Source organism: Kribbella sp. NPDC003557 (genome assembly GCF_040610805.1).
Taxonomy (GTDB): Bacteria; Actinomycetota; Actinomycetes; order Propionibacteriales; family Kribbellaceae; genus Kribbella.
Genome location: NZ_JBEXMY010000001.1, coordinates 577,642 through 591,256, shown reverse-complemented (window position 1 = coordinate 591,256; position 13,615 = coordinate 577,642). Strand labels below are relative to the sequence as shown.

The following is a 13,615-nucleotide window of genomic DNA, read 5'->3' as shown; positions in this document are numbered from 1 at the left end:
GACCGTGAGGTACCGGATCGCCGGCGGCGAGGTTCCCGCCGTCCGCGGGGTGTCGCTGACCGTACCGGCCGGCGAGGCCCTCGGACTGGCGGGGGAGTCGGGGTCCGGGAAGTCCTCGGTCGCGCTCGCCCTGCTCCGGTTGTTGCCGCGGTCCGCCGTGGTCGGCGGGCGGGTGATGCTCGACGGCGAGGACGTACTGTCGATGAAGTGGGGCCGGCTGCGCGCGGTCCGCTGGTCGTCGGCGTCCATCGTTTTCCAGGGCGCACAGCACGGCCTCAACCCGGTGCGGCGGATCGGCGACCAGATCGCGGAGCCGCTGCTCGTGCACAAGCTGGCGTCCGGAGCCACCGCGGACAAGCGGGTGCAGGACCTGCTCGCGCAGGTCGGGCTGCCGGCCTGGCGGGCGCGCAGCTACCCACACGAGCTGAGTGGTGGCCAACGGCAACGGGTGATGATCGCGATGGCGCTGGCCTGCGCACCGCAGCTGATCATCGCCGACGAGCCGACGACCGCGCTCGACCTGATGGTGCAGGCGCAAGTGCTGACGCTGATCCGTCAGCTGATCGCGGACCACGGCATCTCGTTGCTGATGATCTCGCACGACCTGTCCGTGCTGGCGGACGTCTGCGACCGGCTGGCCGTCATGTACGCCGGGCGGCTGGTCGAGGTCGGACCTTCGTCCGGGGACTTCCGGCACCCGTACAGCCAGGCGCTGGCCGCCGCGTTCCCGACCGTCGGCGATCCGGCGTCCCGTCTCGCGCCGCGCGGACTCGCCGGTGATCCGCCCGATCCGCAGCAGTTGCCCGGTGGTTGCACGTTCCACCCGCGTTGCCCGGTCGCACTCGAGTCGTGCGCGACGTCCGACGTACACCTGCGAGAGGCCGGCACCGACCGGTCTGCCGCCTGTGTCCTGGTAGGGGAGTGACTCTTGCTCGAGGCAACTGATCTGCATGTCGAGTTCCCAGGCCGCGGCGGTCGCCGGGCCCGGGCAGTCGACGGCGTCAACCTGTCGGTAGGAGCCGGCGAGATCGTCGCGCTGGTCGGTGAGTCGGGCTGCGGCAAGACCACCCTCGCCCGCACGCTCCTCGGCCTGGAACGCCCGACGCAGGGCCAGGTCGCGTACGACGGTACGCGGCTGAGCTACACGGGCCGCGCGCTCCGGGCCTTCCGCCGCCAGGTGCAACTCGTCCTCCAGGACCCGATGGGGTCGCTGAACCCGCGGCACACCGTCTACGAGGCAGTGGCCGAAGGTCCGCGCATCCACGGACTGCCGGACGAGGAATCCGTGGTCTCGTCGGCGCTCGCCCGGGCCGGGCTGCGGCCGCCGGAGCGGTTCTTCCAGCGCTATCCGCACGAGCTGTCCGGCGGTCAGCGCCAGCGCGTCGTGATCGCGGGCGCGCTCGCCCTCGACCCGAAGGTCCTGATCGCCGACGAGCCCGTCGCGTCGCTGGACGCGTCGGTGCGCGGCGAGATTCTCGCGCTCCTGCTCCGGCTGCGCGACGACCTCGGGCTGTCCGCGCTCGTGGTCACCCACGACCTCGGCCTGGCCTGGAACATCGCCGACCGGGTCGCCGTGATGTACCTCGGCCGGATCGTCGAGTCCGGCCCCACCGAGGACGTGCTGACCAACCCGCAGCACCCTTACACCCAGGCGCTGCTCTCGGTCCTGCCCGAATCCCCGAACCGCGTCGTCCTCAGCGGCGAGCCGCCGGACCCGACCCGGGTCCCCGCCGGCTGCCGCTTCCATCCCCGCTGCCAACTGGTGGCCCAGGGCAACGGGAAACCGGCCTGCGGCACGCAACCCCTGCCGATCCTGCCCGCGGGCACGGCGGCCCAGGTCGCGTGCCACGTGGCCGCTCCCTGATCAGACCTCGTCGTCGTCCTCGGGCTCCTCGGCGGCGTCGGCGAGCGCCCACTTCAGCTGGAACTCGACCTCTTCCTCGTCCTCGCCGCGCTCGTGCTCGACGCTGATCCGCGCGTTCTTCGGCACCGTGAACCGCTCGCCCGCGATCTGGATCCGGAACGGCTTGCCGGACTCCAGCGCGTCCGCGAGCCGCCGCAGCTTGGCCGCGAAATCGGCGACCGAGTAGTCCTTCTCGACATCTCTCTCACTCATGCCGCCCATCCAAGCAGGCCGAAGGTTCTTCCAGAGGTTGACAATAGTTAACAGATAGTAGAACTATTGCGGTATGGCGCAAAATCAGGTCGACCGCTTCTTCGAAGTCCTGGCCGATCCCACCCGGCGGCACGTCGTCCAGCTGCTCGGGGAGGGGCCGCAGCGGGCCGGTCAGCTGGCCGCGGCGACCGGGGCGTCGTCGCCGGCGATGAGCCGGCACCTCCGCATCCTGCTGGCGGCCGGCCTGGTCTCCGACGAGCGGGTCCCGGACGACGCGCGGGTCCGCGTGTTCCGGCTGAATCCCGAGCCCGTCGTCGCCGTCCAGGCCTGGCTCGACCAGGTGCAGGCGCACTGGCGCGATCAACTGGCCTCGTTCAAGCAGCACGTCGAGCAGAAAGGGAAGTCCGATGACTGAACCGTCCGCGACCGCCTCCGTCGAAGTTGCTGTCGACCCGGGGACCGCGTTCGAGGTGTTCACCGCCGAGATCGACCAGTGGTGGCTGCGAAATCCGATCAGTTTCTTCGACTCCGGCCGGGTCAGTGCGATGCGGATCGAGCCGGGGGTCGGCGGGCGGGTGCTGGAGGTCTACACGGCCGACGATGCCCTCGAGCTCGCCAGCATCACCGTCTGGGAGCCCGGCGTGCGGCTCGGGTACCGCAGTTCGGTCGACGACACCGAGACCAGCGTCGACTTCGAGCCGGTGGCGGGCGGGACGCGTGTGACCGTTGTCCAGTCGCTGGTCACCGACGACGGCAATGCGTTCTACTTCTGGCCGCGGGTGATCCGCTGGCTGCCGGACTGGGTCGGGCGGCGGGCGGCCGCGTCCGGTCAGCCGCCGCGTGAGATCGAGCGGCTCTCGATCGCCTTGTACTACGACGATCCGGCCGCCGCGGCACGCTGGCTGCACGAGGTGTTCGCGATCGACTCCTGGGACACGCTTCCCGCCGAGGGCGAGAACCCGATGTGGATCGAGCTGCACGTCGGCCACGTCGCCGTACTGCTGTTCAAGCGGACCGGCCCCCGCCCGACCGCGGTCGATCACAACGTCTGGGTGTACGTCGACGACCTCGACGCACACTTCGCCCGGGTCCAGGCGGCCGGGGCGAAGATCCTCACCGAGATCCACTCGCACGGCTACCGCTGCTACGAGGCCGAGGACCTGGAAGGCCGGCCGTGGACCTTCGCCCAGGCCCGCCCCACGATGGGATGACCGAACAGCCCCTCACCGGTGGCCGTCTGACGCCCGGGGTGGTGCGTATCGCCGACACGGTACGCCGCCCCGGGTCGGACAGCTCCGCCTTCACCGCGAAACTCCTGGAACTCCTTGCAGAAAACGGCTTCGGCGCCGCTCCGAAGTACCTGGGGCAGGACGAGACCGGGCGCGACATCCTCACCTACCTGGACGGCTGGGTGCCGTCCAGGTATCAACGGTGGTCCGACCAGCAAATCACCGCCGCGGGTGCCCTCATCCGGCGCTTTCACGACGCCACCCGGGACAGCCGGCTCGCCGCGGACCACCCGGTCGTCTGCCACCACGACCCGGCCCCCACCAACTTCGTCTTCACCGACGAGCTCCCGGCCGCCCTGATCGACTTCGACCTGGCCGCACCCGGCGATCCGCTCGAGGATCTCGGGTACGCAGCGTGGACGTGGTGCATCGCCTCCAAACACGGCGACCCGAGCCGTCAGGCTCACCAGGTGCGCGTCCTCGGCGACGCCTACGGGCTCACCGGCGATCAGCGGTCCGAGTTGGTCGACGCCACGCTGGCGCGACAGTCGGCGAACGTGGAGTTCTGGGTACGCCGACCGTGTGCGGAGGCGGCCGAGCGGATCGCCTGGTCGCGGCAGGAACACGCTTTCGTGACGGCGCACCGCAGCGTCTTCGAGGCTGCGCTGGGCTAGAGGCGGCCGGCCTTCTTCAGGGTGAGGTAGGTGTCGGCGAGGGCCGGGGCGATCTGGTCCGGGGACTCGTCGACGACGGTCGCGCCGGCCCGGGTGAGGGTGGCGGTCAGGCGTTCGCGGTCGAGGCGGGTCCGGGCGGCCGAGGCGGCGCCGTACACGTCCAGGAGGTCGCCGCGGGTGGCCTCCAGCTCGGTCAGCCGGGGATCGGCCACCGATGCGAGTACGACGACGTGCCGGCGCAGCAGCGGGCCGATGACGGGCAGGAGCGACTCCTCGATGACCGCCGGATCGAGACCGGTCAGCAGCACCACCAGAGAGCGCTGGCCCAGCCGTTCCAGCACCTGCGACACGACGATGCGGAAATCGGTCTGCACGAGCTCGGCCTCGACGTTCGCCAGCGCGTTCACGAACGACGGCAGCACGTCCTGCGGCGCCGGCCGCCGTACGTCGGCCCGCACCGCGGAATCGCACGCCAGCAAGGAAACCCGGTCCCCGGCCCGCGTCGCCAGCGCGGCCAGCAGGAGTGCCGCGTCCATCGCGTGGTCCAGCCGCGGCGCATCCCCGACGCGCCCCGCCGACAGCCGTCCGGAGTCGATCACGATCACGACCTGCCGGTCCCGCTCCGGTCGCCACGTCCGCAGTACGACGTTTCCGCGCCGTGCCGTCGCACGCCAGTCGATGCTCCGTACGTCATCGCCAGGCACGTAGTCGCGCAGCGAGTCGAACTCCGTCCCCTGCCCACGCACCAGCAACGCAGTCCGCCCGTCCAGCTCCCGCAGCCGCGCCAGCCGCGACGGCAGATGCTTGCGGCTCTTGAACGGCGGCAGCGCCCGTACAGTCCACGGAACCTGATGCGACCCCTGCCGACCCGCGAACCCCAGCGGGCCCACGGACCGCACAGTCACCCGGTACGCCTGCCGATCGCCGCGGCGGGTCGGGAGCAGGTGTGTCGTCAGCCGCCGCCGCTCGCCCGACGGCAGGTCCAGCTTGTGCGGCCGATCCAGTACGCCGGCAGACGGCGGCCACGCGTCCCGCAGCAACCCGCGCACGCGTCGGCCCGGGTTGGTGATCAGTAGGTTCACCGCAGCCTGCTCACCGAGCCGTACGGCGTTGTCGCCCTCCCGCTCGAACTGCAACCGCCGAGGCGACCCGGTCAGCAGGATGTCCACGAGACACACCACCAGCACAGCAGCGACGACCACGCCGATCCCGCCCCACGACGGCATCACCAGAGCGACGAACACCACTCCAGCAGCAGCCAGGACGCCGGCTCGGCCAGTCAGGACCATCAGCGTGGCACCGGCACCGTCGCGAGCACGCTCTCCAGCACCGCGTCCGCGCTGACACCTTCCAGCTCGGCCTCCGGCCGCACCTGGACCCGATGCCGAAGGCAAGGACGCGCCATTGCCTTCACGTCGTCCGGGATGACGTAGTCCCGGCCGGACAGCCACGCCCAGGCCCGCGAGACCGCCAGCAGCGCGGTGGCACCACGTGGCGAGACGCCCAGCTGCAGCGACGGCGACTGACGAGTGGCGCGGCACAGGTCCACGACGTACGCCAAGACGTCCTCCCGGACCGCAACACGCCGTACGGCGCTCTGCGCGGCCTGCAGGTCCTCCGGGCCGGCCACCGGACGCAGCCCGGCAGCAGCAAGGTCACGCGGATCGAAGCCCTGCGCGTGCCGGGCGAGCACGGCGATCTCCGCGTCGCGCGGCGGGATGTCCAGCGTCACCTTGAGCAGGAACCGGTCCAGCTGGGCCTCCGGCAGCGGATACGTGCCCTCGTACTCCACCGGGTTCTGCGTGGCGGCGACCACGAACGGCGCGGGCAGCCGGCGCGGCTCCCCGTCCACGGTCACCTGCCTCTCCTCCATGGCCTCCAGCAACGCGGCCTGGGTCTTCGGTGGCGTCCGGTTGATCTCGTCCGCCAGCAGGATATTGGTGAACACGGGCCCCGGCCGGAACTCGAACTCGCTCGTCTTCGCGTCGTACACCAGCGATCCGGTGACGTCACCCGGCATCAGGTCCGGGGTGAACTGCACACGCTTGGTGTCGAGGCGCAGCGCCATCGAGAGCGCTCGCACCATCAAGGTCTTCGCCGTACCAGGGACACCCTCCAGCAGCACATGGCCGCGGCAGAGCAGAGCGAGCACCAGTGCGGTCACCGCAGTGTCCTGGCCGACCACCGCCTTGCCGATCTCGGTCCGTAGCGCGACCAGCGCCTGCCGGGCCTGGTCCGCGGTGACCTCGGTAGTCGTCACGGGTGTCGTACCTCCTGCGTCAGTACGTCGAGTTCCTGGGACAAGGACATCAAAGCGTCGTCGGTGATCGGCGGCAGGCCGTAGAGCAGCTCGTACAGCATGGCTGGGTCGCGGCCGGTCCGTGCGGCGACAGTCGCGACAACAGCCGACGGGTCGGCCCGCCGTGGGATGCCGTGCGCCTTGTGCAGCTGACCGAGCGCCGACTCGCGCAGCGCGGCCGCGGCGCGGTCGCGGGCTCGTGAGCGTCGGTAGAGCCGCGCCCTGCCCTCAGTTGTCTCCGCCGCGTGCACGATCACCGGCAGCCGCTCCGCCACCACAGGGCCGAGGCGCCGTCCGCGCCAGATCGCCACCACGAGTACGGCGAACGCCACAGCCCAGCCGATGTAGCGGACAGCAGGTGGGATCAACGGGGGAGCGTCGTCGCCCGAGTCCTTGTAGGTCGACTCCCACTGCGGCAGGTACCAGGTCAGATCCTCGTGCGTGCCGAACAGGTTGAGGGCCAGCGCCGCATTGCCGTCGTCAGCGAGCTGGGCGTTCGTGAACGACGTCCGGGCGCCGACCACGTCGACGAGGCGGCCGCCGACGTCCAACCGAACCATCGTGGCGTTGATGCCGTCGCCGTAGCAGGTGATCGCGCCGTCGGGAGCGGAGTACGTCGGCCCGCTCACGGTCGCCGTGCCGGCCTTCACCGCGGCCGGAAGCTCACAGCCGGGCTGGCGGCTGCGGCTCGCCAGTGAGTTGCCGGTCGGGCGCACACCTGGCGCCAGAGCTTCCAATGCGCGGCTGCTGGGACGGATCAGGATGACGTGGCTCCACTGCGCACTAGCGATCCGCTGCCAGTCCGCGGCGTTCAGTGAACCACCCGGGCCGATGATCAGCGCCTTACCGTCGCCTGGCTGCTGGGCGTCGTCCAGCGACTCCGTGCCGTGGACGTCGACGTTGTGGTCCTTCAGCAAGGCTGCCAGAGCCCGTGCACCGTCGGACTCGGTGGAGTCCGGGCTGAACGGTCCCGACGTACGGGCCGAGGTCGCGATCAGCACGACGACCGCGGCCAGCACGATCAGACCGGTGACGAGCAGCGGTGTCCGCAACGCGCGCCAGCCCTCGCTGACGCTGCGTCCGACCGGCGTACTCATACGGCCACCCGGGCGGTTCGCGCAGCATCATCAGCCGCAACAACAGCGGCGTACCGCTCCGGGGTTCCAGGACGGTTGCCGTACACAACCTCGGTGAACACCAGTGCGGCCGGCTGCAGCGGCTCACGCAGTACAGGCGCTGCCCGCGAGGCATCCGCAACGACCTCGTACGCCGTACGCCCGGCACGCTCGTCGAGCACGGTCCGCTCGGTCAGCTCCGCCACGCACGCCCGGAAGCGGCTGCGGATCGCCAACGCGAAGTCGCCGGACGCGGCCTCCCGCTCGGCCAGTGCGCGGTACTCCGCGGCGCTCTGCGGCCGGGCGGTGTCGAAAACCGCCTGAGACTTGGCCCTTCGGCTGGTCCGCAGTACGCCGGACCGCCAGAGCACCACGACCACGACAAGGACCAGCAGGGCGATCAGCATGACCAGCCCGGCGTGGCCGTTGGGCGACGAACCCGTGAGGCTGTCCAGCAGGTCCTGGATCCAGTCCAGCACCTTGCCGACGGCCCGCTCGATCAGCGAGCCGGAGTCCCGGTACGCGGACTTGGACAGCTCCTTGGCCGCCTCCTGAGCGGCCTGGTCCCGGTCGATGTCGACAGGCGGTTCCAGCGGGAGAAGGATCACGCCGTCTCCTCGACCCGCAGCGCCGGCCGCATCCACAGGTCCAGACCTTCGCGCCGGACCCGGAGATCGAGGTAGATCAGGGCCTGGACGGCGGACATGAAGGCCAGGCTCGCGATCAGCGTGATCAGCGTCGCGATGCCGACCGCCACGCCGAGCACGATCGTGACCACGACGGCCCCGGTGCTCTCGCTGGAGCCGGCCCACCCGCCGACCGTGAGGATCAGCGCGCTGACGCCGAACTGCAGCGCGTACCCGATGATGTTCACCACCAGCCCGCCGAACAGCAGGATCCCGAACACCCGCCAGAACTTGCCCTTCACCAGCTGCCACGACCGCCGCAGCGAGCCCCAGACCCCCACCCGCAGCGGGATGTGGAGCCCGATGTCCGGCGCGTGCCGGCCCTCCATCAGGACGACGGTCCCGGCCAGCACCAGCCGGATGCCGAAGATCAGCACCAGCACGCCGCCGAGGAGCATCATCCCGAGCGCCGCGGCGCCGGCCACCTCGGAGGAGATCGCCGCGTCCGCCCCGGCGCCGATGCCGAACACCGCGAGCCCCCAGCCGCCGATCAGCAGCATGAACGACAGCGACTGCACCAGACCCACAGCGGCAAGTGCGGGCAGCGCGGGCCGCACCAGGCGCATCAGCTCGCGTGGCCCGGCCCGGTGCGCCAGCTGGCTCCGCACCGCGGCCAGGGCGATGATGCCGGACAGCATGCTCGACACCACCGAGAACAGCACCACCTGGACGCCGTACGTGAGCAGGAGGGCCGCACCGGCCTGCCCGAACGGGTCGTCGGCCCCGAAGAAGCCGCCCAGCCCGCCCGGGACCGCGACCTCGGTCAGAACGGCCTGCACCGCGACCAGCGCGATCCCGGCCAGCACCGGCAGGCCCAGCATGATCGTCTTGTTGTCGGAGATCGTCCGGGCGGCGTTGTCGAGCAGGTCCGCCGGCAGCCACGGCCGCAGCGGCTCGGTCGCCACGTCGTCGTGCAGGCGCATACTCGACTGCACAGGGTGGTCGGCCACTGCGTCCCTCCTCTCCCGGTGAACCGTCGGACCAGCGGGCACGTGAGTTGTGGTGAACCCCGGCCGTGCACCATGATCCCGGATGATCACAGCCCAACTCGGGGTCACACGGCGATCCGGCGTGTGCACTACCAGGGGAATGGGACACTATCCGTAGTGCGTACGGCCTGGCACCCCGCCGGGCGCACACCGACCGGTCGGACTCGGACCCAACGGAGCAGCGAGGAGCTAAGGGCGTGGCAGACGGTAACCGGACGATGCGGGGCCGCATCCTCATCGTCGACGACGACACCGCGTTGTCGGAGATGCTCAGCATCGTGCTGCGCAACGAAGGCTACGACACCTACCTGTGCGCGACCGGTGACAAGGCGGTGCCGGCGTTCCGCGAGTTCAAGCCCGATCTGCTGCTGCTCGACCTGATGCTGCCCGGGATGGACGGGATCGACGTCTGCCGGGCGATCCGGGCCGAGTCCGGGGTGCCGATCGTGATGCTGACCGCCAAGAGCGACACCGTCGACGTCGTGCTCGGGCTGGAGTCCGGGGCCGACGACTACGTGGTCAAGCCGTTCAAGCCGAAAGAGCTGGTGGCCCGGATCCGGGCCCGGCTGCGCCGGATGGACGAGCCCGGTCCGGAGTCGCTGACGATCGGCGACCTGACCATCGACGTCGCCGGTCACTCGGTGAAGCGGGCCGGCGAGACGATCCAGCTGACGCCGCTGGAGTTCGACCTGCTGGTCTGCCTGGCGTCGAAGCCCTGGCAGGTGTTCACCCGCGAGGTGCTGCTGGAGCAGGTCTGGGGCTACCGGCACGCCGCCGACACCCGGCTGGTGAACGTGCACGTCCAGCGCCTGCGCTCCAAGATCGAGAAGGACCCTGAACACCCGGAGATCGTGGTCACGGTCCGTGGGGTCGGATACAAGGCGGGTGCGGACTGATCGAGTACGGACGCGGCCAAGAGTCGCAGGCTGCCACCGGCGACCAGGTGGTGGACCCCGGTCACGAGGTGCACACCGGTCAGGTCGCCGACCACCGGAACGGGCAGCCGACGGCACCGCCAGAGCAGGAGGTGGCCGAGTCCCGCGGGACGGAGCTGGAGCTCACCGCCGCCGCGGCGGACTGGGCTGCCCAGCCGCAGCCGCTGTGGCGGACGCACCCCAAGCACTGGCCGGACATCTGGCGGCGGTCGATCCAGGCCCGGATCGTCACCGGCACGCTGCTGATGTCGACGCTGGTGCTGATCCTGGTCGGCTGGGTGATGATGAGCCAGGTCACCGACGGTGTCCTGGAGTCGCGCCGGATGAGCGCGCAGGCCGAGGTGCGCGCCCAGCTCCAGCAGCTGTCCGTCAGCCTCGACGCCGCCAACCCCAACCTCGTCAACCAGCAGCTGTCCGAGCTCGTGCTGGGCTCCAACCGCCCGGGGCTGTACGACGTCCTGCTGGTGCCGACCGACCAGGCGGCGTCCAACGCGATCCGCTACACCGGTCTGGTCAACAGTGACTCGATCCCGCAGCCGCTGTCCTCGTCCGTGGTCAGCGACGGCTCCAAGCTGTGGGACACGTACACGCTGATCAACTACCGCGACAGCCCCAGCGTCCCGGGCCTGGTGATCGGCTCCCAGATCCGGATCGACTCGACCGGTGACAAGTACGCGATCTACTTCCTGTTCCCGCTCACCGCGCAGCAGGAGACGCTGGACGTCGTCCAGCGCGCCCTGGTGACCGCGGGCCTGTTGCTGATCGTCCTGCTCGGTGCGGTGGCCTGGCTGGTCACCCGGCAGGTCGTGACGCCGGTGCGGATGGCCCGCCGGATCGCCGAGCGGCTGGCGGCCGGCAAGCTCGAGGAGCGGATGCAGGTCCGCGGCACCGACGATCTGGCCCGGCTGGCCGTGTCGTTCAACAAGATGGCCTCCAACCTGCAGCGGCAGATCCGCCGGCTGGAGGAGCTGTCGCGGCTGCAGCGCCGGTTCGTGTCGGACGTGTCCCACGAGCTGCGGACGCCGCTGACCACGGTCCGGATGGCCGCCGACCTGCTGCACGAGAGCCGTGACCAGTTCGACCCGATCAGCCGCCGCTCGGTGGAGCTGCTGCAGAACGAGCTCAACCGGTTCGAGGAGCTGCTCGCCGACCTGCTGGAGATCAGCAGGTTCGACGCCGGAGCGGCCGCCCTGGACCTGGAGGACGTCGACCTGCGCGACATCGTCAGCCGGGTCCTGGAGAACCACGAGACCCTGCTGCACCGCAAGGGCTGCCCGGTCGAGCTGGACATGCCGGAGCCGTGCCGGGCCAAGGTCGACTCGCGCCGGATCGAGCGCATCCTGCGGAACCTGATCGGCAACGCGATCGAGCACAGCGAGGGCCTGCCGATCCGGATCAGTACGGCGCACGACGAGGACGCCGCCGCGGTGGCCGTCCGCGACCACGGCGTCGGGTTCCGGCCCGAGGAGGCCGAGATGGTGTTCAGCCGGTTCTGGCGGGCCGACCCGGCCCGGGCCCGGACCACGGGCGGCACCGGGCTCGGGCTGTCGATCGCCCTCGAGGACGCCCGGCTGCACGGCGGCCGCCTGGACGCGTGGGGGTCGCCCGGCGACGGCGCGTACTTCCGGCTGACGCTGCCGCGTCGCCCGGACGTGGCGCTCACCGGCTCGCCGCTGCCGCCGCGTCCGGCCGACGCGACCCGCGTGGTCACCGAGCTCGTCGACGTCGGCGCGCCGTACCAGAAGCTGAGCGGCGGTGAACAGCGATGAGGCGCAAGCTTCTCGGGGTCGTGCTGGCCGTGGTCATGCTCGGCGGCTGCGCGGCCGTGCCGACGCAGGGCACGATCCGCAACGGTGAGCGGCAAGGGTCGGCGCCGGACCTCGGCGGCGTCGGCGTCGAGGCCAAGCCACCGCGCGCGAACGTCGGCGACATGGCAATCGTGAGCGGCTTCCTGGAGGCCATGTCGGACTCCCAGGCGTACGACGTCGCGCGGCAGTACATGACTCCGGACGCCGCCGGTGAGTGGCGGCCGGAGGCGAAGACCGTGGTGTACGAGCAGAGCGCCGACTCGCTGACCCGGAAGCCCGGCGGGATCCAGCTGACCGCCCGCAAGATCGCGACCATCGGCGCGCGCGGCGAGTGGATCCCGGCGAAGGCCGACGAGCCGGCCGACTTCTTCTTCAGGCTCAAGAAGGTCGACGGCCAGTACCGCGTCGACGTGGCACCGCCGGGCGCCTACCTCGGCAGCAACCAGGTCGACCTGAAGCTCGCTCCCCGGGACCTGTACTTCTTCAACCAGGCCCACGAGCTCCTCGTACCGGACCAGGTCTGGCTGCCCCAGAATCTCCCGTCCGGCCAGGCCGCGACCCAGCTCGTCCAGGAGCTGCTGAAGGGCCCGACCAGCCGGCTCGGCAACGGTGTGGTGTCGATAGCGCCGCCCGGCACTGCGGTGCAGGTCTCCGTCCCGGTGGACCTCGGCGTGGCGACCGTGGCGCTCAACGACGCCGCGGGCTCGCTCCGCGACCAGGACCGGCGGCTGCTGGCCGCGCAGATCGTCTGGACCCTCAACCAGCTGAACCTGCGAGCCAAGATCACGGTCGGCGGCGCCCCACTGCTGCCCGACGACCCGGAGATCCTGCCGTTCGCCAACTTCAGCCCGTTCGACCCACAGGTGCCTGCCGGGACCGCGACCCGGCTGTACGGGCTGCTGAAGCAGAAGCCGCAGCGGATCGTCGGGCTGGACGGGGCCTCGGACATCGCCGCCCAGCCGCTGAACGCCGGCCCGCTGGCGCTGTACAAGGCGCAGTCGTTCGCGGTCGCGCTGGCCGGTGACGCCGGGGCGATCGTCACCGACGACGGGAAGCACCTCGTCTACGGGAAGCTGGACCCGGGGGACAAGGACACCGACCAGGCGAAGATCGATCTCGACGGCAAGACCTTGGTGCCGAGCTTCGACGACCAGGATAACCTGTGGTTCCTGGACCGGGCCGGCACCGACCACCCGCGGCTGCGCGTCCGTAACCACGACAGGCCGCTCGAGTCCATCGACGTCGACTTCAAGGGTGACACCCCGGTCGCGCTCCGGATGGCGCCCGACGGTGTCCGGGTGCTGCTCGTGATGCAGGCGGCCGGCACCAAGCAGAACTACGTCCAGACCGCCGCGATCCAGACCGCCCCGGACGGGAAGCACCGGGTGCTCGGGGCGTTCCGGCCGCTCCGGCTGGCGCTGACCAACATCACCGACGCGGCCTGGAACAAGCAGGGCATCATCGTGATCGGCGCGGGCGTCAACGCCAGCTCGGCGCGCCAGGCCTGGCTGGCCAGCCCGGACGGCTCCAGCCTGCAGTTGCTGCCGGGATCGTCGCCCGACTTCGTCCCGGAGCGCGTCGCGTCGAACCCGAACAAGGACACCCTGCCGGTGATCCAGGACGACACCGGCCGCATCCACTGGCTCAGCAAGGACCTGATCTGGGTCTCGCCCGACTCCGGAGACATCCCGGGCCCGGTCGACCCCACCTACCCCGGCTGAGTTGTCCACAGGCTCGCGCGGCCGAGGTTGCGGGAGCCGGAGG

At 70.8% G+C, this 13,615-nt stretch carries 14 protein-coding genes; 8 read left to right on the top strand and 6 right to left on the bottom strand.

Annotated elements, in window-relative coordinates; translation table 11 throughout:
* Window positions 1-4 precede the first annotated feature (4 nt).
* Window positions 5-925 carry an ABC transporter ATP-binding protein gene (locus ABZW60_RS02880; RefSeq protein ID WP_355473377.1) on the top strand — a complete coding sequence of 307 codons (921 nt, stop codon included), beginning with the start codon at window positions 5-7 and terminating at the stop codon, window positions 923-925.
* A 3-nt stretch (window positions 926-928) separates the two neighbouring features.
* Window positions 929-1,864 (top strand): ABC transporter ATP-binding protein, encoded by a 936-nt coding sequence (locus ABZW60_RS02875; RefSeq protein WP_355473375.1) that lies wholly within the window; start codon window positions 929-931, stop codon window positions 1,862-1,864.
* Here the strand turns inward: ABZW60_RS02875 and ABZW60_RS02870 are convergent, their stop codons facing one another.
* Complete coding sequence (locus ABZW60_RS02870) at window positions 1,865-2,116, bottom strand: amphi-Trp domain-containing protein (RefSeq protein ID WP_355473374.1); 252 nt, start codon at window positions 2,114-2,116, stop codon at window positions 1,865-1,867.
* A gap of 73 nt (window positions 2,117-2,189) precedes the next feature.
* Between ABZW60_RS02870 and ABZW60_RS02865 the strand changes: the two genes are divergently transcribed.
* Genes ABZW60_RS02865 through ABZW60_RS02855 form a run of 3 tightly spaced genes read left to right on the top strand, consistent with a single transcriptional unit; the run spans window position 2,190 to window position 4,019 of the window.
* Window positions 2,190-2,531, top strand: coding sequence for a metalloregulator ArsR/SmtB family transcription factor (locus ABZW60_RS02865; RefSeq protein ID WP_355473372.1), 342 nt, complete (start codon window positions 2,190-2,192; stop codon window positions 2,529-2,531).
* On the top strand, window positions 2,524-3,327 hold the full coding sequence (locus ABZW60_RS02860) for a VOC family protein (protein WP_355473370.1): 804 nt from the start codon (window positions 2,524-2,526) through the stop codon (window positions 3,325-3,327). Before ABZW60_RS02865 ends, ABZW60_RS02860 begins: the two co-directional genes overlap by 8 nt.
* Window positions 3,324-4,019 (top strand): phosphotransferase, encoded by a 696-nt coding sequence (locus ABZW60_RS02855; RefSeq protein ID WP_355473368.1) that lies wholly within the window; start codon window positions 3,324-3,326, stop codon window positions 4,017-4,019. The genes ABZW60_RS02860 and ABZW60_RS02855 overlap by 4 nt, the downstream gene beginning before the upstream one ends.
* Here the strand turns inward: ABZW60_RS02855 and ABZW60_RS02850 are convergent.
* The 5 genes from ABZW60_RS02850 to ABZW60_RS02830 are packed head-to-tail and all read right to left on the bottom strand — an operon-like array spanning window position 4,016 to window position 9,069.
* Window positions 4,016-5,308 (bottom strand): DUF58 domain-containing protein, encoded by a 1,293-nt coding sequence (locus ABZW60_RS02850; protein ID WP_355473366.1) that lies wholly within the window; start codon window positions 5,306-5,308, stop codon window positions 4,016-4,018. The two genes, ABZW60_RS02855 and ABZW60_RS02850, sit on opposite strands and share 4 nt — an antisense overlap.
* Complete coding sequence (locus ABZW60_RS02845) at window positions 5,308-6,279, bottom strand: MoxR family ATPase (protein ID WP_355473364.1); 972 nt, start codon at window positions 6,277-6,279, stop codon at window positions 5,308-5,310. Before ABZW60_RS02845 ends, ABZW60_RS02850 begins: the two co-directional genes overlap by 1 nt.
* Window positions 6,276-7,415 carry a DUF4350 domain-containing protein gene (locus ABZW60_RS02840; RefSeq protein WP_355473362.1) on the bottom strand — a complete coding sequence of 380 codons (1,140 nt, stop codon included), beginning with the start codon at window positions 7,413-7,415 and terminating at the stop codon, window positions 6,276-6,278. The genes ABZW60_RS02845 and ABZW60_RS02840 overlap by 4 nt, the downstream gene beginning before the upstream one ends.
* On the bottom strand, window positions 7,412-8,041 hold the full coding sequence (locus ABZW60_RS02835) for a DUF4129 domain-containing protein (protein WP_355473360.1): 630 nt from the start codon (window positions 8,039-8,041) through the stop codon (window positions 7,412-7,414). The genes ABZW60_RS02840 and ABZW60_RS02835 overlap by 4 nt, the downstream gene beginning before the upstream one ends.
* Window positions 8,038-9,069 (bottom strand): hypothetical protein, encoded by a 1,032-nt coding sequence (locus tag ABZW60_RS02830; RefSeq protein ID WP_355473358.1) that lies wholly within the window; start codon window positions 9,067-9,069, stop codon window positions 8,038-8,040. Before ABZW60_RS02830 ends, ABZW60_RS02835 begins: the two co-directional genes overlap by 4 nt.
* A 257-nt stretch (window positions 9,070-9,326) precedes the next feature.
* On the opposite strand from ABZW60_RS02830, the gene mtrA reads away from it, so the two are divergent.
* The 3 genes from mtrA to ABZW60_RS02815 are packed head-to-tail and all read left to right on the top strand — an operon-like array spanning window position 9,327 to window position 13,572.
* Window positions 9,327-10,004 (top strand): MtrAB system response regulator MtrA, encoded by a 678-nt coding sequence (gene mtrA, locus ABZW60_RS02825; RefSeq protein WP_141859693.1) that lies wholly within the window; start codon window positions 9,327-9,329, stop codon window positions 10,002-10,004.
* Between the two features lie 47 nt (window positions 10,005-10,051).
* On the top strand, window positions 10,052-11,812 hold the full coding sequence (mtrB, locus tag ABZW60_RS02820; protein WP_355473356.1) for an MtrAB system histidine kinase MtrB: 1,761 nt from the start codon (window positions 10,052-10,054) through the stop codon (window positions 11,810-11,812).
* Window positions 11,809-13,572 (top strand): LpqB family beta-propeller domain-containing protein, encoded by a 1,764-nt coding sequence (locus ABZW60_RS02815; RefSeq protein WP_355473354.1) that lies wholly within the window; start codon window positions 11,809-11,811, stop codon window positions 13,570-13,572. The genes mtrB and ABZW60_RS02815 overlap by 4 nt, the downstream gene beginning before the upstream one ends.
* Window positions 13,573-13,615: the final 43 nt, after the last annotated feature.

What these genes read in the sequence shown, in the direction of transcription:
- ABZW60_RS02850 (WP_355473366.1), bottom strand. Translation starts at nt 5,308, where the DNA reads ATGGTCCTGACTGGCCGAGCCGGCGTCCTGGCTGCTGCTGGAGTGGTG.
- ABZW60_RS02860 (WP_355473370.1), top strand. Translation starts at nt 2,524, where the DNA reads ATGACTGAACCGTCCGCGACCGCCTCCGTCGAAGTTGCTGTCGACCCG.
- mtrA (WP_141859693.1), top strand. Translation starts at nt 9,327, where the DNA reads ATGCGGGGCCGCATCCTCATCGTCGACGACGACACCGCGTTGTCGGAG.
- ABZW60_RS02840 (WP_355473362.1), bottom strand. Translation starts at nt 7,415, where the DNA reads ATGAGTACGCCGGTCGGACGCAGCGTCAGCGAGGGCTGGCGCGCGTTG.
- ABZW60_RS02855 (WP_355473368.1), top strand. Translation starts at nt 3,324, where the DNA reads ATGACCGAACAGCCCCTCACCGGTGGCCGTCTGACGCCCGGGGTGGTG.
- ABZW60_RS02815 (WP_355473354.1), top strand. Translation starts at nt 11,809, where the DNA reads ATGAGGCGCAAGCTTCTCGGGGTCGTGCTGGCCGTGGTCATGCTCGGC.
- ABZW60_RS02865 (WP_355473372.1), top strand. Translation starts at nt 2,190, where the DNA reads ATGGCGCAAAATCAGGTCGACCGCTTCTTCGAAGTCCTGGCCGATCCC.
- ABZW60_RS02870 (WP_355473374.1), bottom strand. Translation starts at nt 2,116, where the DNA reads ATGAGTGAGAGAGATGTCGAGAAGGACTACTCGGTCGCCGATTTCGCG.